22 protein-coding genes and 1 tRNA gene are annotated in these 21,130 nt (G+C 54.6%); 15 read left to right on the top strand and 8 right to left on the bottom strand.

Translation table 11 applies throughout. The features are described from left to right. Window positions 1-103 precede the first annotated feature (103 nt). The 7 genes from KEM39_RS06885 to mltG all read right to left on the bottom strand — a co-directional run bounded on the left by KEM39_RS06885 (window position 104) and on the right by mltG (window position 5,989). Entirely contained in the window at window positions 104-679 is a 576-nt protein-coding gene (locus KEM39_RS06885) for a DUF2059 domain-containing protein (protein ID WP_107862610.1), read from the bottom strand. A 111-nt stretch (window positions 680-790) separates the two neighbouring features. After that, on the bottom strand, window positions 791-1,330 hold the full coding sequence (locus KEM39_RS06880; RefSeq protein ID WP_118997538.1) for a hypothetical protein: 540 nt from the start codon (window positions 1,328-1,330) through the stop codon (window positions 791-793). A 44-nt stretch (window positions 1,331-1,374) separates the two neighbouring features. Beyond that, entirely contained in the window at window positions 1,375-2,412 is a 1,038-nt protein-coding gene (gene lpxK / locus KEM39_RS06875) for a tetraacyldisaccharide 4'-kinase (RefSeq protein ID WP_118997539.1), read from the bottom strand. Between the two features lie 38 nt (window positions 2,413-2,450). Next, on the bottom strand, window positions 2,451-2,795 hold the full coding sequence (locus tag KEM39_RS06870; RefSeq protein ID WP_205126787.1) for a hypothetical protein: 345 nt from the start codon (window positions 2,793-2,795) through the stop codon (window positions 2,451-2,453). A 16-nt stretch (window positions 2,796-2,811) separates the two neighbouring features. Further along, the gene (locus tag KEM39_RS06865; protein WP_118997540.1) at window positions 2,812-4,092 is read right to left on the bottom strand and encodes a malic enzyme-like NAD(P)-binding protein; all 1,281 of its coding nucleotides are present in this window, start codon (window positions 4,090-4,092) and stop codon (window positions 2,812-2,814) included. A 221-nt stretch (window positions 4,093-4,313) separates the two neighbouring features. Continuing rightward, complete coding sequence (gene tmk / locus KEM39_RS06860) at window positions 4,314-4,934, bottom strand: dTMP kinase (RefSeq protein WP_118997541.1); 621 nt, start codon at window positions 4,932-4,934, stop codon at window positions 4,314-4,316. Between the two features lie 59 nt (window positions 4,935-4,993). Next, window positions 4,994-5,989: an endolytic transglycosylase MltG gene (gene mltG / locus KEM39_RS06855; protein ID WP_118997542.1), complete on the bottom strand. Its 996-nt coding sequence runs from the start codon at window positions 5,987-5,989 to the stop codon at window positions 4,994-4,996. Between the two features lie 83 nt (window positions 5,990-6,072). On the opposite strand from mltG, the gene ampD reads away from it, so the two are divergent. The 8 genes from ampD to KEM39_RS06815 all read left to right on the top strand — a co-directional run bounded on the left by ampD (window position 6,073) and on the right by KEM39_RS06815 (window position 15,650). Then, window positions 6,073-6,645 carry a 1,6-anhydro-N-acetylmuramyl-L-alanine amidase AmpD gene (gene ampD / locus KEM39_RS06850; protein ID WP_025457382.1) on the top strand — a complete coding sequence of 191 codons (573 nt, stop codon included), beginning with the start codon at window positions 6,073-6,075 and terminating at the stop codon, window positions 6,643-6,645. A gap of 194 nt (window positions 6,646-6,839) precedes the next feature. Beyond that, window positions 6,840-8,126: a cell division protein ZipA C-terminal FtsZ-binding domain-containing protein gene (locus KEM39_RS06845; protein WP_118997567.1), complete on the top strand. Its 1,287-nt coding sequence runs from the start codon at window positions 6,840-6,842 to the stop codon at window positions 8,124-8,126. A 109-nt stretch (window positions 8,127-8,235) separates the two neighbouring features. Beyond that, window positions 8,236-10,722 (top strand): NAD-dependent DNA ligase LigA, encoded by a 2,487-nt coding sequence (gene ligA, locus KEM39_RS06840; protein ID WP_249182641.1) that lies wholly within the window; start codon window positions 8,236-8,238, stop codon window positions 10,720-10,722. 56 nt (window positions 10,723-10,778) lie between these two features. Continuing rightward, on the top strand, window positions 10,779-11,954 hold the full coding sequence (gene hemW, locus KEM39_RS06835) for a radical SAM family heme chaperone HemW (protein ID WP_249182639.1): 1,176 nt from the start codon (window positions 10,779-10,781) through the stop codon (window positions 11,952-11,954). Window positions 11,955-12,154: 200 nt separating this feature from the next. Then, window positions 12,155-12,733: an opacity family porin gene (locus KEM39_RS06830; RefSeq protein WP_211709749.1), complete on the top strand. Its 579-nt coding sequence runs from the start codon at window positions 12,155-12,157 to the stop codon at window positions 12,731-12,733. A gap of 148 nt (window positions 12,734-12,881) precedes the next feature. Further along, window positions 12,882-13,271 (top strand): RidA family protein, encoded by a 390-nt coding sequence (locus KEM39_RS06825; RefSeq protein ID WP_211709747.1) that lies wholly within the window; start codon window positions 12,882-12,884, stop codon window positions 13,269-13,271. 76 nt (window positions 13,272-13,347) lie between these two features. Then, on the top strand, window positions 13,348-14,178 hold the full coding sequence (locus KEM39_RS06820) for a symmetrical bis(5'-nucleosyl)-tetraphosphatase (protein ID WP_211709746.1): 831 nt from the start codon (window positions 13,348-13,350) through the stop codon (window positions 14,176-14,178). A 14-nt stretch (window positions 14,179-14,192) separates the two neighbouring features. Further along, a complete protein-coding gene (locus tag KEM39_RS06815) occupies window positions 14,193-15,650 on the top strand; it encodes a potassium transporter TrkG (protein ID WP_211709745.1) in 1,458 nt (485 codons plus the stop codon). Window positions 15,651-15,763: 113 nt separating this feature from the next. Here the strand turns inward: KEM39_RS06815 and KEM39_RS06810 are convergent. Further along, a tRNA-Pro gene (locus KEM39_RS06810) sits at window positions 15,764-15,840 on the bottom strand. Window positions 15,841-16,048: 208 nt separating this feature from the next. Here KEM39_RS06810 and nudB point away from each other — a divergent pair. The 7 genes from nudB to KEM39_RS06775 all read left to right on the top strand — a co-directional run bounded on the left by nudB (window position 16,049) and on the right by KEM39_RS06775 (window position 20,908). Then, the gene (gene nudB, locus KEM39_RS06805) at window positions 16,049-16,507 is read left to right on the top strand and encodes a dihydroneopterin triphosphate diphosphatase (protein WP_211709744.1); all 459 of its coding nucleotides are present in this window, start codon (window positions 16,049-16,051) and stop codon (window positions 16,505-16,507) included. 115 nt (window positions 16,508-16,622) lie between these two features. Beyond that, window positions 16,623-17,156, top strand: a complete 534-nt coding sequence (locus KEM39_RS06800) for an inorganic diphosphatase (protein ID WP_211709743.1) — start codon at window positions 16,623-16,625, stop codon at window positions 17,154-17,156. Between the two features lie 107 nt (window positions 17,157-17,263). Next, window positions 17,264-17,497, top strand: coding sequence for an NGO_0222 family membrane protein (locus KEM39_RS06795; RefSeq protein ID WP_211709742.1), 234 nt, complete (start codon window positions 17,264-17,266; stop codon window positions 17,495-17,497). Continuing rightward, the gene (gene rdgB / locus KEM39_RS06790; RefSeq protein ID WP_211709741.1) at window positions 17,490-18,089 is read left to right on the top strand and encodes an RdgB/HAM1 family non-canonical purine NTP pyrophosphatase; all 600 of its coding nucleotides are present in this window, start codon (window positions 17,490-17,492) and stop codon (window positions 18,087-18,089) included. The genes KEM39_RS06795 and rdgB overlap by 8 nt, the downstream gene beginning before the upstream one ends. A gap of 27 nt (window positions 18,090-18,116) precedes the next feature. Continuing rightward, entirely contained in the window at window positions 18,117-18,986 is an 870-nt protein-coding gene (gene galU, locus KEM39_RS06785; RefSeq protein ID WP_118791936.1) for a UTP--glucose-1-phosphate uridylyltransferase GalU, read from the top strand. Between the two features lie 18 nt (window positions 18,987-19,004). Continuing rightward, window positions 19,005-20,381: an argininosuccinate lyase gene (argH, locus tag KEM39_RS06780; protein WP_211709739.1), complete on the top strand. Its 1,377-nt coding sequence runs from the start codon at window positions 19,005-19,007 to the stop codon at window positions 20,379-20,381. A gap of 56 nt (window positions 20,382-20,437) precedes the next feature. Further along, window positions 20,438-20,908, top strand: coding sequence for a DMP19 family protein (locus KEM39_RS06775; RefSeq protein ID WP_211709738.1), 471 nt, complete (start codon window positions 20,438-20,440; stop codon window positions 20,906-20,908). The last annotated feature ends 222 nt before the right edge of the window (window positions 20,909-21,130 follow it).

Below are 21,130 nucleotides of genomic sequence, written 5' to 3'. Positions count from 1 at the left end.
TCTCTTTGAGCTAAGGCGAGGCAACGCCGTACTGGTTTTTGTTAATCCACTATAATAGTTTAATCAATCGGATGCCCTCTGCAATATTTCAGGCGGCTATTATTTATTTCTGATGCCTTTTCCCAAGCTGTCCGGCTTGTTTACAGCCCGCATCGGGATTTTTACCGCCGCAGATGATGCGTCGCAACTCTTCCGTAAACTCGGGCAGATGATGTCGCGCGATTTTCCCTGACAATGCAGTCCAAGATACCGCTATTTCACTCATCGATTTCTTGATTAAGCGCGGATTTTTGGCAACGACGGACTGACCGACAGGCGAACCGTAAAAGGCAATCATGCCGTCAATTTCTTCTTGCGTATATATCTCACGGGCATTCTTCAATAAAGTATTGCGGACAGCCTGTTTCACTTCGGGCGTGATCAAATCTTTCAAAACATTCTCACGATAGCGGTTAAAGGCTTTTGCCGCCTGATCTTTTTTCTCTTCCGGCATTTCGGCAAGGGCTTTGTCCGCATACGGTTTAAATCCGGCATTAAAGCCCTCAATCATATTTTTTTCTATATCCCGGTCAAAATTCTGCGTATCCAGCCAACGCTCCAGCGACGCGTCGCTGGGCGGGGCGGCAAAAGCATTGGTGCATACGAATGCGGCGGCAAGCAGTAAGGTTTTCAGTTTCATCAAAGACTCCTCCGGACTGGAAATTTCGTTTTTAAAACACCAATCACCGCGCAACACAAGACAACGCCTGATGCGCGGTCAAGTGTGGGCATATTTTCCACAATCAAACCATTATTTCTGCAACTCAATCAATTGGATACCGCATTGATGGGTTGACGGTGCAGGAACGGCTTCATAATCCTTGCCTGCTTCGGGTTTAAACGTCAAAGTACCGGCATCACAGCTGAGATACCGTTTATAAACCGTGTTTCCCTGTGCATTTTTCATGACATGGGCGGGCGCGTTAATCGTATTTTTCAAAGCAATTTCCACATTTGCCGGAATGATAAACTCTTTGAAAAATGCGTTTGAACCGATATTGTTGAATTGTGAAGGATTTTTACTGAATTCAGATTCAGGCATACCGATGCTTTCATTCCCTTTCAGATGGAAAAGAGATGCCATGCTCTGTCCCATACCGCCGCCTACGACGACTTTTTCCGCTTTGCCTTTGGGATCGATGATTAAAACAGTGGGTCTGCCGTTTTGTCCGTACAGGCGGATGCGCGCATCGCTCGACGGATTATATGGCTTGTTTGCCGATGACAATTCGGTGCTGACACACGCCGAAACAGACAAGGCAACAGCACATAACATCATTATTTTTTTCATTTTTTTCTCCAAAAATCAAAATAAGGGTACTCAGGATAAAACACTTAGCTTTCAGACGGCATCTTGTTTTTTTTCAAACGTGCCAACACAAACGCCGCCAAATCAGGTTCGATTATCGCACAAACCGGCAGCACCCAAACATTATCGGTGCAAATGCCGTCTGAAAATTTGACCGCATCTTTTTCAGTTACCAGCACCACATCGGCAGGCGGCAAATCCCGATTGGAAATATTGGCATGGTCGGGCAGAGCAACCGTTTGGTCAAGGCGGATGCCCATGTGTATCAGAGTATCGAAGAAACGCTGCGGTCTGGCGATACCGGCAACCGCTGCGACGCGCTTCCCTGACAATGTCGAAATATCCAGTTTTTCAGACGGACGGTTCAAACGGTAAACCGCACCCGCCTCAATACGGCTGCCGAACAAATGTTCAGACGGCATAAAACCATCCGCCGCCCTGCCGCCGACCACCACCGCATCCACGCTTTCCAATCTCGACAAAGGTTCGCGCAAACTGCCGTTGGGCAGCAAATCTAAATCCGTACGTCCTGTATCCGCCGCCGGAAACACCGCAATTTCCACATCCCGCCGCAGGGCGTAATGCTGCAAACCGTCGTCCGCCACAATCAGTCCGATGTCGGGATGCGCCGCCAGCAACGCCCTGCCTGCCTCCGCACGGCTGCTGCCCACAGCCGTCGGCGCACCGGTTTTGCGGAACAGCAGCAAAGGCTCATCGCCCGCATCTTCCGCTCGGCTCTCGGCATTCAATACATGAACCGCCTTGCTCTTGCGCCCGTAGCCTCGGCTGATGATGCCGACCTTGACGCCCTTTTCCTGCAAACCCGACACCAGCGCGGCAACAATCGGCGTTTTCCCCGTCCCACCCGCGTGAATATTGCCGACCACGACCACAGGCACGGACAGCTTTTCGCTTTGCCGTTTTCCCGATAAAAAATCCGCCCGCCGTTTTGCCGCAATTTTGGCAAACAGCCCGGAGAGCGGCTTAAGCAGAAAAGACAAAACCGGATAAGGTTTTTGCCAATGTCGTTCGATAAGGGTATGAAATTTGAAACAATTCGGCATATTCGATACAAATCTTCGAAGCAGAATCAGCCGGTGCCTTAATAATGCGTACCCGATGCAGACCCACCTATAAGCAATATGAAAATCAAACCGATAAGCGAACCAACAAGGTAAATAAGCAACAGTGCTTTACAGAAATTGGCACGATTAGGGTTGCCTCTGCCGAACGCCCAAACAAAAAGCATAATGATGTTGACCAAAGGAATCATGAAAACAATCATCGTCAACACCCATTGTCCTGTCGTCATGACGGGGGCGTTGTCGTTTTGGATTTCAGGCGTGTTGTTGATGTTGTAACGGACGGGTTCCATATTTTTCCTTTTTAGGACAGGTTTCAAATCGTCGGACAGCAAAATACCGCCTGAAAACAGTTCAGACGGCATTTTAACCACAAACGGCTTACAGCTTCCATTCGCCCAGCTTGGCAGCGTAGGCTTCCAAGTCGGCAATCGGACGGGTTGCCACGCCGCTTTCCATCGCTGCTTTGGCGGCAGCCGTAGCAACGCGAGGCAGCAGGCGGGAATCGAACGGAGTCGGAATCAAGTATTCCGCGCCGAATTCGAATTTCTTACCGTAAGCGGCAACCACTTCTTCAGTTACCTCTTCCATCGCCAAATCTGCCAAAGCGTATACGCAAGCGCGTTTCATTTCTTCGTTGATGGTGGTCGCGCCAACATCCAACGCGCCGCGGAAGATGAACGGGAAGCACAATACATTGTTGACTTGGTTCGGGAAGTCGGAGCGGCCGGTGCCGATAACCACGTCCGGACGGGTTTCTTTCGCCAGCGGCGGCAGGATTTCCGGATTCGGGTTGGCCATAGCGAACACGATGGGTTTTTCGTTCATCGTGTTCAACATTTCGGGGGTCAGCAGGTTCGCGCCGGACAGACCCAAGAAGATGTCTTTGCCTTTAACCGCATCGGCCAATACGCGCTGGCCGTTGTCTTCAATGGCGTAGAACTGTTTGGACTCATCCATGCGGTCTTTGTCTTCGCGGGTTTGGTAAATCACGCCTTTGGAGTCGCAAACGGTTACGTTTTCACGTTTCAAGCCCAAATCCAGCAGTTGGTTCAAGCAGGCAATCGCGGCCGCGCCCGCACCGGAACATACCAAGGTCGCTTCTTCGATTTTACGGCCGGTAAAACGCAGGGCGTTCAATACGGCGGCGGCGGTAATGATGGCGGTACCGTGCTGGTCGTCGTGGAATACGGGGATTTTGCAGCGTTTGCGTAATTCGCGTTCGATGTAGAAACACTCGGGTGCTTTGATGTCTTCGAGATTGATGCCGCCGAAGGTCGGCTCTAAAGCAGCGATGATGTCCACCAGTTTTTGCGGGTCTTTTTCATCGATTTCGATATCGAACACATCCACACCGGCGAATTTTTTGAACAATACGCCTTTGCCTTCCATCACAGGTTTGCCCGCCAGCGCGCCGATGTCGCCCAAGCCTAAAACGGCCGTACCGTTGGAAATGACGGCGACCAAGTTGCCTTTGGCGGTGTATTTGTAGGCATTTTGCGGATCGGCATGGATTTCCATACAAGGAGCGGCTACGCCAGGAGAGTACGCCAACGCCAAATCTTTAGAAGTGGCCAGAGATTTGGTTGGGGTAACGGAGATTTTGCCCGGCACGGGGAATTCGTGGAACTGCAGGGCGGCTTCTTTTAATGAGTTTTCCATGTGTCAATCCTGTTGCGAGAAAAAGATTTGAATCGAACTGTCCGAAACACTTTCGAGACATTGGGTTACGGGCGGTTCGTTAATATTGCCGACGCATCCTGCCTTGTAACTGAACGTAATTCTATCATGCCGAAAGTTTGGCGCATACCGCCATTTTCACCTGCGGCACTGCCGTTTGATTTTCGGCGCGGGTGGATGCGCTTGTTTCAATATTTGCCGCATCAACAGCCAAAATGTCCATCCAACACTTTTTCTATGTTGTTTCTGACTTCATCCAAGCTGCGGTTACTGTCGATAACGGCGTAACGTTCCGGGCAGGCTGCGGCACGGTTCAGATAAACGCTGCGCACACGCATGAAGAAATCTTCCTGTTCCTGCTCGAACCGGTCTTTCTCGCGCGACTGTCCGATACGCGCCATCGACACTTCGAGCGGCACATCCAACAGCAGGGTCAAATCGGGGCGCAAACCGCCCTGCACCCAATGTTCCAATATTTCAATGTCTTCAGACGGCATTCCCCGCCCGCCGCCCTGATAGGCGAAGGTTGCGTCGGTAAAACGGTCTGATACGACGTGTATGCCGTCTGAAAGCGCGGGCAATATCACGTCTTCAATATGCTGCATTCTGGCGGCGAACACCATCAGTGTTTCCGCACGCAAACCGGCCTTGGTTTCAGGGTTGAGCAGGATTTCGCGCAAAGCCTCACCGACCGGCGTTCCGCCCGGCTCGCGCGTGAACAGCACGGGCAGCCCCCTCCGTTCAAACCATGCTTTGATGACGGCAAGGTTGGTGGATTTTCCGGCGCCGTCTATGCCGTCCAAAGTGATGAATTGCGGTTTCATATTAGTTTTCCCGACAAGGATATGCCGTCTGAAAACACAAACTTTTCAGACGGCATGGTTTATTTTTTCAAAATATATTTGCGGACGGCGGCGTTGTGTTCGGTCAAGTCATGACTGAACTGGCTCAAACCCGTACCGTCCATTTTAGAAACAAAATAAAGGTATTTCTCACCGGACGGATGGGCGGCGGCATCGAGTGCCGCCTTGCCGGGCAGCGCAATCGGGGTTGGCGGCAGACCGCCGCGCGTGTAGGTGTTGTACGGCGTGTCGCGGCGCAGGTCGGCTTTACGGATTTTGCCCTTGTATGCCGCACCCATACCGTAAATCACGGACGGGTCGGTTTGCAGGCGCATACCGATTTTCAGGCGGTTGACGAAGACGGAAGCAACATGGTCGCGGTCGGCTTCATGCCCCGTTTCCTTTTCGATCAGGCTCGCCATAATCAGCATTTCATAAGGGTTTTTATAAGGCAGCCCGTCCTGCCTGCTTTCCCATGCCTCATTCAGGCGGCGTTGCATCGCCTTGTAGGCGGTTTGGTAAATCTGCAAATCGCTGCCGCCCGCATCGATTTCGTAGCTGTCGGGAAAAAACTGCCCTTCAGGATTGCCGCTGAAGGCATCGGGCGCAACTTCCGCCATCAGTTTTTCATTGCTCCAGCCTTTGGTGTCGTGTCCGATGTCGGGCGTTGCGTCGATGACTTTCCTCATATGCGAAAAACGCGACCCTTCGATAATCTGTACGGTAACCAAATCCGGTCTGCCGCCGCGCATTTTCTGCAAAATATCCCAAGCCGACACTTCCGAAGGAAGCCTGTACGTCCCCGTATGCAGCCTGTTGTGCACACCCAAAACGTAGGCCGCCGCCGTCAAAACATGTCTGCTGTACACGATGCGGTCTTCGGCAAGTTTCCTGCCGACCGAGGAAATACCCTGATTTTTAGCAATCTTGATTCGATATGCCCTGCCGTTGTCTTTAGGGACAAAAAGCAGCACGGCGAAAACGGCTGCCGCCGCAATTAAAAAAACGGCAGTCCATTTCAACATTTTTCTCAACATGGTAGGATTCCCAGCATTCGGAATACGTCTTAAAATTCGGGCGACAGTATAACCCAAATTACCCGCCGGACAGGAAGAACATCATGGACAATCACGCCGAAGCACACTGGCAAAACGGCTGGCTTCAAAGCATACGCCATACCCCGTCGCCCAATTTCAGCCCGAGGGAAACGGGGGAAACGGTTTCCCTGATCGTGTTGCACAACATTTCGCTGCCGCCGTTCGAATACGGCACGGATGCGGTGGAAAAGCTGTTTGCCAACCGGCTCGACCCCGACGGACATCCGTTCTTCAGCCTGATACACACTTTGCACGTATCCAGCCATTTCTTAATCAAACGCGACGGAGAAACGGTACAGTTCGTTTCCTGCGACAATATGGCATACCATGCCGGCGTATCTTCATTCGGCGGCAGGGAAAAATGCAACGCATTTTCAATCGGCATCGAACTGGAAGGCTGCGATTTCGAACCGTTTGCCGAAGCGCAATACCGTTCGCTCGAAACGCTGTTGGCAGCCCTCTGCCGCCGCTACCCCGTCACGGCGGTAACAGGGCACCAAGACATCGCACCCGGCCGCAAAACCGACCCCGGCCATTTTTTCGACTGGCGGCGGATCCGTGAGAAAGGGTTTCCCGTGGACAGAAATGCCGTCTGAAAACCACAGATTTCAGACGGCATTTCGGAAAATTTCCGCTTATTTCGACACACTGCTGTCAGACCCTGCAATTTTCGTTATAATTCAAACATTATGACAGACCGTTCAGGCACAATGCCGAAAACGCAAGCCCGATTTAACCGCAGCACCGCACTTTGCGCATCCTGCATCCCGAAATTTAACAAGTGATTGCCATGATTTACATCGTACTGTTTCTAGCCGTCGTCCTCGCCGTTGTCGCCTACAACATGTATCAGGAAAACCAATACCGCAAAAAAGTACGCGACCAGTTCGGACACTCCGACAAAGATGCCCTGCTCAACAGCAAAACCAGCCACGTCCGCGACGGCAAACCGTCCGGCGGGTCAGTCATGATGCCGAAACCCCAACCGGCGGTCAAAAAAACGGCAAAACCCCAAGACCCCGCCATGCGCAACCTGCAAGAGCAGGATGCCGTCTACATCGCCAAGCAGAAACAGGCAAAAGCCTCCCCGTTCAAAACCGAAATCGAAACCGTCTTGGAAGAAAGCGGCATTATCGGCAACTCCGCCCACACCGTTTCCGAACCCCAAACCGGACATTCCGCACCGAAACCTGACGACGCGCCGGCAAAACCCGTTCCCGTTCCGCAAACGCCGGCAAAACCGCTGATTACGCTCAAAGAGCTGTCGAAGGTCGAGCTGCCTTGGTTTGACGTGCGCTTCGACTTCATCTCCTATATCGCGCTGACCGAAGCCAAAGAACTGCACGCACTGCCGCGCCTTTCCAACCGCTGCCGCTACCAGATTGTCGGCTGCACCATGGACGACCATTTCCAGATTGCCGAACCCATCCCGGGCATCCGCTATCAGGCATTTATCGTGGGTATTCAGGCAGTCAGCCGCAACGGACTTGCCTCGCAGGAAGAACTCTCCGCATTCAACCGCCAGGTGGACGCATTCGCACAAAGCATGGGCGGTCAGACGCTGCACACCGACATCGCCGCCTTTATCGAAGTGGCTTCCGCACTGGATGCATTCTGCGCGCGCGTCGACCAGACCATCGCCATCCATTTGGTTTCCCCGACCAGCATCAGCGGCGTAGAACTGCGTTCCGCCGTAACGGGCGTGGGTTTCGTCTTGGAAGACGACGGCGCGTTCCACTATACCGACACGTCGGGTTCGACCATGTTCTCCATCTGCTCGCTCAACAACGAGCCGTTTACCAATGCCCTTTTGGACAACCAGTCCTACAAAGGCTTCAGTATGCTGCTCGACATCCCTCACTCTCCGGCAGGCGAAAAAACTTTCGACGATTTGTTTATGGATTTGGCGGTACGCCTGTCCGGCCAGTTGAACCTGAATCTGGTCAACGACAAAATGGAAGAAGTTTCGACCCAATGGCTCAAAGACGTACGCACTTATGTATTGGCGCGTCAGTCCGAGATGCTCAAAGTCGGTATCGAACCGGGCGGCAAAACCGCCCTGCGCCTGTTTTCATAACTCCGCAAACACAAAGGCGGATGCATCGGCAACGGTGTATCCGCCTTTTGTTTTCAGGTAAAATCCGACCGTTTCCAACCTGTTTCCCGTTCAGACGGCATCTTTAAAAATGCCGTCTGAAAACCTATCCGCCATGAATCCGACCGCACAACACATCCGCCGCCTCACCGACCTCCTTAACCGCTACGCCTACGAATACTACACCCTCGACGCGCCCAGCGTACCCGATGCCGAATACGACAAATTGTTCCGCGAACTCGAAGCATTGGAGTTAAACCATCCCGAGCTCAAACTGCCCGATAGCCCGACCCAGCGCGTCGGCGGCGAACCCTTGGCGGGATTTGCCGAAGTGCGCCACGAAGTGCCGATGCTGTCGCTGACCAACGCCTTCTCCCCGCAAGATGAAAACGGCGTGTTCGACCACGCCGAAATGTACGCTTTCGACCAACGCGTGCGCGACGGTTTGGACGGCGGCAATCCCGAATACGTTATCGAACCCAAATTCGACGGACTCGCCATCAGCCTGCTCTACCGCGACGGCGTATTGGTGCAGGCGGCAACGCGCGGCGACGGCGCGACGGGCGAAGACGTTACCCAAAACGTCAAAACCGTCGCCAACATCCCCCTTCGGCTGCACGGCGAAAACGCGCCCGAACTCATCGAAGTGCGCGGCGAAGTGCTGATGCTCAAAGCCGATTTTGCCGCTTTAAACCAACGTCAAGCCGAAAACGGGCAAAAACCCTTTGCCAATCCGCGCAACGCCGCCGCCGGCAGCCTGCGCCAACTCGATTCGCGCATTACCGCACAACGCAAACTGCACTTTTTCCCCTACTCCGTCGCCCGCCGGCAAGGCGGTTTCGAAGCTGAAGAACACATCCAAGAACTCGCCTATTTCCAAGAACTCGGCTTCAGTCTGCCCAATGGCAATTTCGGCTGTTTCAAAAATATCGACGAAGTATTGGCGTTTTACGAACAAATGCAGCAAAAACGCCCCGAACTGCCCTACGAAATCGACGGCATGGTCGTCAAAGTCAACAGCTTGGCGCAACAAAAAAAACTGGGCTTCATCTCCCGCGCGCCGCGCTGGGCGGTTGCCCACAAATTCCCTGCCGAAGAAGCCCTGACCATTGTCGAAGCGATTGACGTGCAAATCGGCAGGACGGGCGCGGTAACGCCGGTTGCCCGATTGCAGCCCGTCTTCGTCGGCGGCGTAACCGTCACCAACGCCACCCTGCACAATCAGGACGAAGTATCGCGCAAAGACGTGCGCGTCGGCGATACCGTCGTCGTGCGCCGCGCCGGAGACGTGATTCCCGAAGTCGTGCGCGTGATTTTCGAACGCCGCCCGATGCAGGAAACAGACGTTACGGGACTTTCAGACGGCATCAAACATCAGCAAGACGACCTGTTTGCCGAAACACCGTCCGCCAACCAAACCCAATCCGTTCCGCTCCATAAGCCCTACCGCCTACCGACCCATTGCCCCATTTGCCGCAGCGAAATCGAACGCGAAGAAGGCGAAGCTGTCGCCCGATGCAGCGGCGGTATGCTTTGTCAGGCGCAACGCGCGCAAGGCTTAATCCACTTCGCCTCGCGCAAAGCGATGGACATCGACGGCTTGGGTGAAAAACAAATCGAACAGCTTGTCGCGCAAGACCTCGTCCGCCACTTCGCCGACCTCTACCGCCTCGACATCCCGACCCTGCAAAAAATGAAGGAAGCGGCGGACAAAACCGTTGCCGAATCGGATCAAATGCCGTCTGAAGGCAGTTCGGTCGGCGCGTCGGGCAAACATAAAAAACAACCGGTCAAGTGGGCGGAAAACATCCTCGCAGGCATAGAATCCGGCAAAACACCCGAACTCGCCCGCTTCCTGTTCGCGCTCGGCATCCGCCACGTCGGCGAACGCACCGCCAAAATGCTGGCGCAGGCATTCGGCACATTGGAACACGTCCGCCGCGCCCCCGAACCCATCCTCGCCTGCCTGCCCGACATCGGCACGGTAGTGGCGCATTCCATTGCCCACTTCTTCGCCCAAGCCGAACAGCAGGCGATGATAGACGAGCTGCTCGCCGCAGGCGTTGCCCCGCAAACCCAAGCCGTCAGCCTGCCTGTCGCACAATATGCCGAACCGCAACGCTGGATTGCCCGCCTGCCCGGTTTCAAAATCAGCGAAAACAAAGCCCAAGCCTTATGGGAACTCGCCGGCAAAAGCATAGAAGGCCTGCAAACCGACAAAGCCCTCCCCGCCGACTGGCAAACATGGCGCAGCGAAGCACAAAACGCCGCCCTGCTCGAAAACCTAAAAACCTTCTTCGCGCAAATGCCGTCTGAAGACGAGGCGGCGCAAGGTTCAGACGGCATCAATAAAGCCGTAGCGGGCAAAACCTTCGTGTTAACTGGCACACTGCCCACCCTCAAACGCGACCAAGCCCAATCCCTAATCGAAGCCGCAGGCGGCAAAGTTTCCGGCAGCGTTTCCAAAAAAACCGATTACGTCGTCGCTGGAGAAGCCGCGGGCAGCAAGCTGGAAAAAGCCAATGCCTTGGGCGTTTCCGTCCTCAGCGAAGCCGAACTGCTTACCCTGCTCGGCTGAACCTATGCCGTCTGAACCGCCTTCAGACGGCATTGTCCACTTTTCCGAACCACACCATGCACACTATTTCCTTTCCAAACCGCACCCGACTCACCGCCCTGCCGCCCCTGTCGCTCTATATCCACATCCCGTGGTGCATCAAAAAATGCCCGTATTGCGACTTCAATTCCCACAGCCTGAAAAACGGATTGCCCGAAGCCGCCTATATCGACACGCTGCTGACCGATTTGCAGCTTGAATTGCCCAATATTTGGAGCAGGTCAGTGGAAACGATATTTTTCGGCGGCGGTACGCCCAGCCTGTTTCAGGCGGAATCGATTGACCGTTTGTTGAGCGGCGTGCGTTCGCTGTTGCGCTTGCAGCCGGAGGCGGAAATTACGTTGGAAGCCAATCCGGGGACATTTGAAATCGATAAGTTTCAAGGATTTAAAGACGCAGGTATTACGCGGATTTCTATTGGCGTGCAGAGTTTCAACGACGATATGCTTGCGCGGCTGGGGCGCGTCCACAACGGCAAAGAAGCCTTAACTGCCATAGCTACTGCCTTGAAATTATTTGATAAAGTCAATATCGACTTGATGTACGCCCTGCCGAACCAAACCGTTCAGACGGCATTGGACGACGTACAAACCGCCATCGCTACGGGCGCGACACACATCAGCGCGTATCATCTGACGATGGAGCCGAACACGCCGTTCGGTCATACGCCGCCGAAAGGTTTACCGCAAGACGAAGCGGCGCTCGACATCGAAGACGCGGTACACGGCGCACTGGAAGGCGCGGGTTTTATCCACTACGAAACATCGGCTTTTGCGAAACCCGCCATGCAGTGCCGCCACAATTTGAACTACTGGCAGTTCGGCGATTATTTAGGCATAGGCGCGGGCGCGCACGGCAAAATCTCCTACCCCGACCGCATCGAACGCACCATCCGCCGCCGCCATCCCAACGACTACCTCGCCTTAATGCAAAGTCAGCCAAGTGTTGCCGTCGAACGCAAAACCGTCGCCGCCGAAGATTTACCGTTCGAGTTTATGATGAACGCCCTGCGCCTGACCGACGGCGTACCCGCCGCGATGTTGCAGGAACGCACGGGCGTACCCGCCGCCAAAATCATGGCGCAAATCGAAACGGCAAGACAAAAAGGTCTGCTGGCAACCGACCCGACCGTATTTCGCCCAACCGAAAAAGGACGGTTGTTTTTAAACGATTTGTTGCAATGCTTTTTATAAACCTTTGTATTGCTGCGGCAGATGGTTTTCAGACGGCCTCCAAAACATGCTGCGCCTTTTATTGCGGTATTGAGACCCCTCAGTTATGCCAAACCATCCAAACATTGTTTAAACCGTCATAACACAATACAATTGCCCGTCGGCGGTTGCAAGCCGTTTGACTACTAATCATTTTCTATCCAATTATTGAGGATGACATCATGAAAAAAGTTCTGGCTACCTTAGTTGCCCTTTCCCTTCCCGCTATCGTATTGGCAGATAACAACCGTGGTTTCTACGTTCAAGGCGATGTTGGCCACTCAACCCTTAAAACCAGCGATGAAGGCGGCAAGACCAGTAGCAAAGGCTTCAGCCCGCGCCTGTCTGCCGGATATGATTTCGGTGATTTCCGTGTCGCTGCCGATTACACCCACTATAAAACTTGGAAAGACCATGAACAGGATTCGTCTCACACACTTGACTCAAAAATCAAACTCCAAAGCGTCGGCGTTTCCGCCATTTATGATTTCGACTTAAATTCCCCGGTTAAACCTTATGTCGGCGCACGCGTAGGCCTCAACCGCTTTTCTTATGACGACGATGACCGGCGTGAGAACTACCATGCGACAGAAACATTCCGTAAAACCAAAACCGGCTTGGGCGTAATGACCGGCATCGGCTACAACATCACCCAAAATGTTGCCTTGGATGCAGGCTACCGCTACAACCACTGGGGCAATTTTGACGGCATGAAAGTACACACTCACGAAGTGTCCGCCGGCGTACGCGTCAAATTCTAATATACGTGTTATTCCGCAAACCGCCGAGCCTTTCGGCGGTTTTGTTTTCAACATCCATGCCGTCTGAAACTACACAAGCAGACGGTTTTGTACGATAATCCGCAACACCGCGTTCCCCTTTCACACACATCCGTTTCAGGAGAAAATCATGGCCAAAACCATCATCCACACCGACAAAGCCCCTGCCGCCATCGGCGCATACAGCCAAGCCGTCCGAGCAGGCGACACCGTTTACATGAGCGGTCAAATTCCCCTCGATCCCGCCACGATGACCGTCGTCGGCAACGGCGACTTCCGCGCCGAAGCGCGCCAAGTGTTCCAAAACCTGCAAGCCGTCGCCGAAGCGGCAGGCGGTTCGCTGGACGACATCGTCAAGCTCAACGCCTATCTGACCGACTTGGGCAATTTTGCCGTTTTCAACGAAGTGATGGCGGAATTTATCGCCGAGCCGTTCCCCGCCCGCGCCGCCGTCGGTGTCGCCTCCCTGCCCAAAGGCGTGCAGGTCGAAGCCGAAGCCGTCCTCGTTTTGAACGCATAATTCCACGTTCGGACGGCATAAGATTTCCAACCGTGCCGTCCGAACCGCAACACTTTCCCACTTCACAACACCCGCAATGGCACATTACGCAATCGGCGACATCCAAGGCTGCTTCGACGAACTGACCGCGCTGCTCGATAAAATCGGCTTCAACCACGGCACGGATACCCTCTGGCTGACGGGCGACATCGTCAACCGCGGCCCGAAATCCCTCGAAACGCTGCAATTCTGCATCCGGCACGAAAACAGCGTGCAAATCGTCCTCGGCAACCACGACCTGCACCTGCTCGCCGTCGGCTGCGGCGAAGGCGCGCCCAAACGCAGCGACACAATCGAACCCATACTCAAACACCCCGACGGCAGAAAAATGCTCGACTGGCTGCGCGCGCAACCGCTTTTGATACGCGAGGGCAGCCGCGTGATGGTACACGCCGGCATCCTGCCGCAATGGCGCATAGCCAAAGCCGAATCGCTCGCTAGAGAAGCCGAAGCCGAACTGCGCGGCAAAAAATACGTCAAATTCTTCTCCAAAATGTACGGCAACAAACCGGCCGCGTGGGACGAAGGTTTGGAAGGCTATGCCCGCCTGCGCTTCATCGTCAACGCCTTCACGCGGATGCGCGCCCTGACCTTTAAAAACGAACTGGATTTCGACTACAAATCCACAGTGAAAAAAATGCCGCTTTACCTGCGCCCGTGGTTCAAAGCCCCCGACCGGCAAAACCTCGACCACACCATCATCTTCGGACACTGGTCTTCCTTGGGCTACACGAATGCCGACAACGTCATCTCGCTGGACACCGGCGCGCTGTGGGGCGGACAGCTGACCGCCGTCAACCTCGAAACGGAAGAAATTACCCAAGTCCAAGCCGCCAACGGCATAGACTGGAAAAGCTTCGCAAAATAACGGACCGCCCCACTATGCACAAAATCCTGCCCATCGCCCACGTCCTCTCCCGACTGGGTATGCTGTTTTCCTTTATCCTGCTGATACCCGCCGCCCTCTCCTACGCCTTTTCGGACGGCGCGTACACCGCCTTCGCCACCACCGCGACCGTTACCCTTTCCGGCTCGTGCATCGTCCGGCTCGCCACCCTCCGGTTCAGGCGCGAACTGCGCCCGCGCGACGGCTTCACCCTCGTCCTGATGTTGTGGCTGGCGTTTGCCGCTATGGCTGCGATGCCGATGTACCTGTATTTCCCGAATATGGGCTTCACCGACGCATTTTTTGAATCGATGTCGGGACTGACCACCACCGGCGCGACCGTCATCCCCCACGTCGACGGACTCGCCCCCTCCGTCAACTTTTGGCGGCATATGCTCAACTGGCTGGGCGGGATGGGCATCATCGTCCTTGCCGTCGCCATCCTGCCTATGCTCGGCGTAGGCGGCACGCAATTATTCAAAGCCGAAATCCCCGGCATTGACAAAGAAAGCAAAATGTCGCCGCGCATTTCCCAAGTGGCGAAAAAACTCTGGTTCGGCTACACCCTGATCACCATCCTCGCGGCAGCCTGCCTGCATTTTGCCGGGATGGGCTGGTTCGATGCCGTCTGTCACGCAATGGCGACCCTCTCGCTGGGCGGGTTTTCCACCCACGATGCCAGCATAGCTTATTACAACTCCCCCCTCATCGAGGCGGTCATCATCGTTTTCACCATTTTCGGCGGCATCAATTTTGCCAGCCATTTCGCCGCCCTCAACAGCCGCAGCCTCAAAACCTATTGGAAAGACGAAGAATGCCGGACAATGCTGCTGCTGCTCTCCGGCAGCATCCTTGCCGCCGCCCTGTACCTGTGGCACACCGGCCATTACGCCGGCTTCATCGAATCCCTGCGCTACACCGCCTTCAACTTCGTCTCCATCGGATTGGCAAACGGGCTGTCCAACACCGACTTCGCACAATGGCCGCTCCTGATTTCCCTGTGGATGTTTTTCCTCGCCAACATCCTCGCCAGCTCCGGCTCGACCGGCGGCGGCATCAAAACCATACGCGCCCTCGTCCTGTTCAAATTCAGCCTGCGCGAAATGATGGTGCTGCTGCACCCCAAAGCCGTCCGCACCGTCAAAATCAGCGGCAAGGCCATACCCGACCGCCTCGCGCTGACCGTTATGTCCTTCATCTTCATCTACTTTATGACCGTCGTCCTCTTCAGCTTCCTGCTGATGGCGAGCGGTATGGAATTTACCACCGCCTTTACCGCCGTCATCGCCTGCATTACCAATTCCGGCCCCGGACTGGGCGAAGTCGGGCCCGCCGGCAATTACGCCGGTTTGGACGTGATGCAGAAATGGATCTGCGTTACCGCCATGCTCTTGGGCAGGCTGGAAATCTTCACCGTCTTCATCCTCTTCACCCCCGCCTACTGGAAGAAATAAAAAATGCCGTCTGAACAGCTTTCAGACGGCATTTTGAAACGCTCCGCCCGCGATACGGACGGAAAACACGGACAAAAAAGCAGCCGTTTCAAAAACGGCTGCCTTATATTTTTTGGTCGGAGTGAAAGGATTCGAACCTTCGACCCCTTGCACCCCATGCAAGTGCGCTACCAGACTGCGCCACACTCCGACTCGATAAGTTGCGGATTATAGTTTCCGCCCGACGCTTTGGCAAGCATTAAAATCACAACCGCCCTTATCTTTTTGACACAACGGAAAATTTACCTGCAAACGCCGGCGCGTCCCGCCCGGACGGGAAAGGATGCGGAAAAGGACAAACGCCATAACGTGCGGCGTTTGCTATAATCAGCCCTTTCATCACCGCAGCCCGCTGAAAGATGCCGATGGCAAAACCGCTCAAATACCCCGTCTCCGCACTGGTCGTCCTTTATAGCGGGGACGGCGGCATCCTGCTCATCGAACGCACGCATCCGAAAGGGTTTTGGCAGTCGGTAACCGGCAGCCTCGAACCGGGCGAAACCGTCGCCCAAACGGCAAGGCGCGAAGTATGGGAAGAAACCGGCATCCTGCTGGCGGACGGGCAGCTTCAAGACTGGCACGACAGCACGGTTTACGAAATCTACCACCACTGGCGGCACCGCTATCCAAAAGGCGTGTTTGAAAACCGCGAACACCTCTTCTCTGCCGAAATCCCGCGTGATACGCCCATCGCCCTGCAACCCGAAGAACACGTCTCCTACGGTTGGTTCGATATGGAAGAAGCGGCGGAAAAAGTATTTTCCCCGTCCAACAGGCGCGCGATTTTGGAACTGGGCAGACGCTTGGGCAGGCTTTGAAAAATGCCGTCTGAAAATATCCGGAACCCTTTTCAGACGGCATGACGGCGTTTCCATCAAACTTTTTGTTTGCTATACTCCTGCCGTTCAAATCCTCAGAAACAAAGGAAACCAAATGGCAGACTTCAACCAAATCCTGACCCCGGGCGACGTGGACGGCGGCATCATCAACGTCGTCAACGAAATCCCCACCGGCAGCAACCACAAAATCGAGTGGAACCGCAAACTGGCCGCATTCCAACTCGACCGCGTCGAACCCGCCATCTTCGCCAAACCGACCAACTACGGCTTTATTCCCCAAACATTAGACGAAGACGGCGACGAATTGGACGTACTGCTCGTTACCGAACAACCTCTGGCAACCGGCGTATTCTTGGAAGCGCGCGTTATCGGCGTGATGAAATTCGTCGATGACGGCGAAGTGGACGACAAAATCGTCTGCGTCCCTGCCGACGACCGCAATAACGGCAACGCCTACAAAACTTTGTCCGATTTGCCGCAACAGCTCATCAAACAAATCGAGTTCCACTTCAACCACTACAAAGACCTGAAAAAAGCCGGTACGACCAAAGTCGAATCGTGGGGCGATGTGGAAGAAGCGAAAAAAGTCATCAAGGAATCCATCGAACGTTGGAACAAACAGGCATAACGCCCGCCATGCCGTCTGAACGCCGCTTCAGACGGCATTTTTCCAAGCTCTAGGGAATACCGTCCCAATCGGATATAATCCGAACATACCGTTTCCGACCGAACGCCATGAACCGCCGAAAAACCTATCTGTTGTCTGTTGCCCTGTTCACACTGGCATTTATGCTGCTCGTCCTCTTGGGTGCTTATCTGCTGACCGTCGGCAGCAAAGCCTTCGCCGTCGCCTCCTTTCTTTTCGCATTCGGCGCGCTGTTCGGGCAAATCGGCGCACTCGCCCTGTACCTGCGGCACAAATCCCTACGCGCCGCCCCATCTTCATCACAGGGAAACCGCTATGTCTGAAAAACCGGAAAAAATCGTTTTGGCAAGCGGCAATGTCGGCAAGCTCGAAGAATTCGGCAACTTATTCAAGCCTTACGGCATCACCGTATTGCCGCAATCCGCATTCGGCATACCCGAATGTCCGGAACCCTATCCCACCTTTGTCGAAAACGCGCTGGCAAAAGCCCGGCACGCCGCCGGACACAGCGGGCTGCCCGCACTCGCCGACGACAGCGGCATCTGTGCCGCCGCCCTAAACGGCGCGCCGGGCATCCATTCCGCACGCTACGCCGGCGACAACCCCAAATCCGATACCGCCAACAACCTGAAACTTGCCGCCGAACTTGCCGGCAAGACCGACAAAAGCTGCTGCTATGTCTGCGTATTGGTTTTTGTCCGCCATAAAGACGATTCGCGCCCGATTATCGCCGAGGGCATATGGCACGGGCAGTGGAACGGCACGCCGCTCGGGCAAAACGGTTTCGGTTACGACCCGTATTTTTATCTGCCCGAACACGGCAAAACCGCCGCCGAATTGGATTCGGAGGTCAAAAACCGCGAAAGCCACCGCGCGCAGGCACTCGCCGATTTAATCCGCAAACTCGCCCTTTAAACATCAAAACAATACAAAGGAAAAAGAATGAAACCGATAAAAAAAGCCGTTTTCCCCGTCGCAGGGATGGGAACCCGCTTCCTGCCCGCCACCAAGGCCAGCCCGAAAGAAATGCTGCCCATCGTCGACAAGCCGCTGATCCAATACGCCGTAGAAGAAGCCGTGGAAGCCGGCTGCACGGAAATGGTGTTTGTAACCGGACGCAACAAACGCAGCATCGAAGACCATTTCGACAAGGCATACGAACTCGAAACCGAGTTGGAAATGCGCCATAAAGACAAACTTCTGGAACACGTCCGCAACATCCTGCCGCCGAACATCACCTGCCTCTACATCCGTCAGGCGGAAGCGCTGGGCTTGGGACACGCCGTCTTGTGCGCCCGCGCCGCCATCGGCGACGAACCCTTTGCCGTGATTTTGGCTGACGACTTAATCGATGCCCCAAAAGGCGCGCTCAAACAAATGGTCGAAGTGTACGAACGCAGCGGCAACAGCGTTTTGGGCGTAGAAACCGTCGAACCGTCGCAAACCGGCTCATACGGCATCGTCGAAACCGAACAGCTCAAACAGTTCCAACGCATTACCGGCATTGTCGAAAAACCCAAGCCCGAAGACGCGCCCTCCAACCTTGCCGTCGTCGGACGCTACATCCTTACCCCGCGCATTTTCGACTTACTGACCGGACTGCCGCGCGGCGCGGGCAACGAAATCCAGCTTACAGACGGCATCGCCAAGCTGCTCGATCACGAATTTGTCCTGGCGCACCCCTTTGAAGGTACGCGCTACGACTGCGGCAGCAAACTGGGCTACCTCGAAGCCACCGTCGCCTACGGCCTGAAACACCCCGAAACCGGCGAACCCTTCCGCCGCCTTTTGGAAAAATACCGTACCGAATAACCACATCAAGGAATCCTTATGCACGACAAAACCTGGTCCGGACGTTTCAACGAACCCGTTTCCGAACTCGTCAAACAATACACCGCCTCCATCGGTTTCGACCGACGGCTTGCCGAATGGGACATCCAAGGCTCGCTGGCACACGCGCAAATGTTGAAAGAAACCGGCGTGTTGGACGAAGGCGATTTGGCGGACATCCGCCGGGGTATGGCGGAAATCCTCGAAGAAATCCGCAGCGGCAAAATCGAATGGTCGTCCGATTTGGAAGATGTCCATATGAACATCGAACACCGCCTGACCGACAAAATCGGCGATGCGGGCAAACGCCTGCACACCGGCCGCAGCCGCAACGACCAAGTCGCCACCGACATCCGCCTGTGGCTGCGCGACCAGATTACCGTTATCCAAAACCTGATTCAAAGCCTTCAGACGGCATTGCTGGATTTGGCGGAACAAAACACCGAAACCGTTATGCCCGGCTTTACCCACCTGCAAGTCGCCCAGCCGGTCAGCTTCGGACACCACATGCTCGCCTACGTCGAAATGCTCGGACGCGATAACGAACGAATGGCGGACTGCCGCCGCCGCGTCAACCGTATGCCGCTCGGCGCTGCCGCCCTTGCCGGTACGACCTATCCGATTCGGCGCGAAATTACCGCCGAACTGTTGGGCTTTGAACAAATCTGCCAAAACTCGCTCGATGCCGTATCCGACCGCGATTTTGCCATCGAGTTCACGGCCGCCGCCTCGCTGGTTATGGTTCATCTGAGCCGTCTTTCCGAAGAATTGATTTTGTGGATGAGTCCGCGTTTCGGCTTTATCGACATCGCCGACCGTTTCTGCACCGGCTCGTCCATCATGCCGCAGAAGAAAAACCCCGACGTGCCCGAACTCGTGCGCGGCAAATCCGGTCGCGTCATCGGACACCTTATCGGCCTGATTACCCTGATGAAATCCCAGCCCTTGGCGTACAACAAAGACAATCAGGAAGACAAAGAACCGCTGTTTGACACCGCCGACACGCTTATCGACACGTTGCGGATTTACGCCGATATGATGCGCGGCGTAACCGTCAAACCCGACAATATGCGCGCCGCCGTAATGCAGGGTTTTGCCACCGCCACCGATTTGGCGGATTATCTGGTCAAAAAAGGCATGCCTTTCCGCGACAGCCACGAAGTCGTCGCCCAAGCCGTGCGCCACGCTGACCAAGCGGGCGTCGATTTGAGCGAACTGCCGCTCGAAGTCCTACAAGGCTTCAGCAAGCTGATTTCAGACGAAGTGTACGGCGTGCTGACACCTGAAGGCAGCTTAAACGCGCGCAACCACTTGGGCGGCACCGCGCCGGAACAGGTACGCCTCCAAGTCAAACGCTGGCGTGAAGTGTCAGCTTAACCCCCGATGCCGTCTGAAGAAATGTTCAGACGGCATTTTTAAAAGGCAAGAACACTATGACCGATACGGATACCCAAGCCGGCCGCTTCGAACAGATGATGTGGCAGGCGGTGGACAAACTTTTTGAACAGCATGACGGCAAACTCGAAAGCATGGACGGACGGGAACAGGAGCTGGTTTTGATTTGGCGGGCGGAAGCCGACATCGGCAACGGCGGCATACTGCAATTTGTCTGCAACTGGGGTTTTCCCGCCGCCGAAAAGACTTGTTCCGTTCTGAAAAAAATCGGCGCGGTACACAGCGCAATGCTGATCCATCGGGCGGCAGACACATTGGACAAAGAAATCCGCCACCTCCAATCGGAAGGTAAAAACCTGAAAGAAATGTGGGATATAACGCAACATCTCGACAACAAAACCGCCTCACTGCTGAACAGTCTGGATGAACAATATTGGCAAGACCCCGACAAACTGTATCTGCTGGGATGGCAATACTATTCCGGCAACCCTGTTCAGACGGCATTTTAAAGGGAAGGGTTCTCAAGTATTCCGGCAAATCAAGATGCCGCCTTTGCCCTCATTCCGCCGCCCGTACGGCAATATGAAACAGCCCGGTTTTTGCCCGTTCCGACACGTATTACCCGCCGCTTCCGCCTTACGGGCGCGATGCACGGAAAAAAATACAAGTCAGAACAAACAATAACCGGATCGGACAACAACAAATTTAAAAAATAATTATTTGCATTTATA

It is taken from the genome of Neisseria sp. Marseille-Q1983 (assembly GCF_018224585.1).
GTDB lineage: Bacteria > Pseudomonadota > Gammaproteobacteria > Burkholderiales > Neisseriaceae > Neisseria > Neisseria polysaccharea.
Note: the sequence above shows the minus strand (reverse complement) of the source record. Positions and strands in the feature narration are given on the sequence as shown.

Excerpts from the sequence above, each read along its gene's own strand:
- tmk (WP_118997541.1), bottom strand. The coding sequence starts at position 4,934 with ATGAAACCGCAATTCATCACTTTGGACGGCATAGACGGCGCCGGAAAA.
- KEM39_RS06865 (WP_118997540.1), bottom strand. The coding sequence starts at position 4,092 with ATGGAAAACTCATTAAAAGAAGCCGCCCTGCAGTTCCACGAATTCCCC.
- KEM39_RS06885 (WP_107862610.1), bottom strand. The coding sequence starts at position 679 with ATGAAACTGAAAACCTTACTGCTTGCCGCCGCATTCGTATGCACCAAT.
- galU (WP_118791936.1), top strand. The coding sequence starts at position 18,117 with ATGAAACCGATAAAAAAAGCCGTTTTCCCCGTCGCAGGGATGGGAACC.
- KEM39_RS06800 (WP_211709743.1), top strand. The coding sequence starts at position 16,623 with ATGGCAGACTTCAACCAAATCCTGACCCCGGGCGACGTGGACGGCGGC.
- KEM39_RS06845 (WP_118997567.1), top strand. The coding sequence starts at position 6,840 with ATGATTTACATCGTACTGTTTCTAGCCGTCGTCCTCGCCGTTGTCGCC.
- KEM39_RS06775 (WP_211709738.1), top strand. The coding sequence starts at position 20,438 with ATGACCGATACGGATACCCAAGCCGGCCGCTTCGAACAGATGATGTGG.
- KEM39_RS06825 (WP_211709747.1), top strand. The coding sequence starts at position 12,882 with ATGGCCAAAACCATCATCCACACCGACAAAGCCCCTGCCGCCATCGGC.
- rdgB (WP_211709741.1), top strand. The coding sequence starts at position 17,490 with ATGTCTGAAAAACCGGAAAAAATCGTTTTGGCAAGCGGCAATGTCGGC.
- lpxK (WP_118997539.1), bottom strand. The coding sequence starts at position 2,412 with ATGCCGAATTGTTTCAAATTTCATACCCTTATCGAACGACATTGGCAA.
- ligA (WP_249182641.1), top strand. The coding sequence starts at position 8,236 with ATGCCGTCTGAAAACCTATCCGCCATGAATCCGACCGCACAACACATC.
- KEM39_RS06820 (WP_211709746.1), top strand. The coding sequence starts at position 13,348 with ATGGCACATTACGCAATCGGCGACATCCAAGGCTGCTTCGACGAACTG.
- KEM39_RS06795 (WP_211709742.1), top strand. The coding sequence starts at position 17,264 with ATGAACCGCCGAAAAACCTATCTGTTGTCTGTTGCCCTGTTCACACTG.
- KEM39_RS06830 (WP_211709749.1), top strand. The coding sequence starts at position 12,155 with ATGAAAAAAGTTCTGGCTACCTTAGTTGCCCTTTCCCTTCCCGCTATC.
- KEM39_RS06870 (WP_205126787.1), bottom strand. The coding sequence starts at position 2,795 with ATGCCGTCTGAACTGTTTTCAGGCGGTATTTTGCTGTCCGACGATTTG.
- hemW (WP_249182639.1), top strand. The coding sequence starts at position 10,779 with ATGCACACTATTTCCTTTCCAAACCGCACCCGACTCACCGCCCTGCCG.
- argH (WP_211709739.1), top strand. The coding sequence starts at position 19,005 with ATGCACGACAAAACCTGGTCCGGACGTTTCAACGAACCCGTTTCCGAA.
- mltG (WP_118997542.1), bottom strand. The coding sequence starts at position 5,989 with ATGTTGAGAAAAATGTTGAAATGGACTGCCGTTTTTTTAATTGCGGCG.
- KEM39_RS06815 (WP_211709745.1), top strand. The coding sequence starts at position 14,193 with ATGCACAAAATCCTGCCCATCGCCCACGTCCTCTCCCGACTGGGTATG.
- nudB (WP_211709744.1), top strand. The coding sequence starts at position 16,049 with ATGCCGATGGCAAAACCGCTCAAATACCCCGTCTCCGCACTGGTCGTC.
- KEM39_RS06880 (WP_118997538.1), bottom strand. The coding sequence starts at position 1,330 with ATGAAAAAAATAATGATGTTATGTGCTGTTGCCTTGTCTGTTTCGGCG.
- ampD (WP_025457382.1), top strand. The coding sequence starts at position 6,073 with ATGGACAATCACGCCGAAGCACACTGGCAAAACGGCTGGCTTCAAAGC.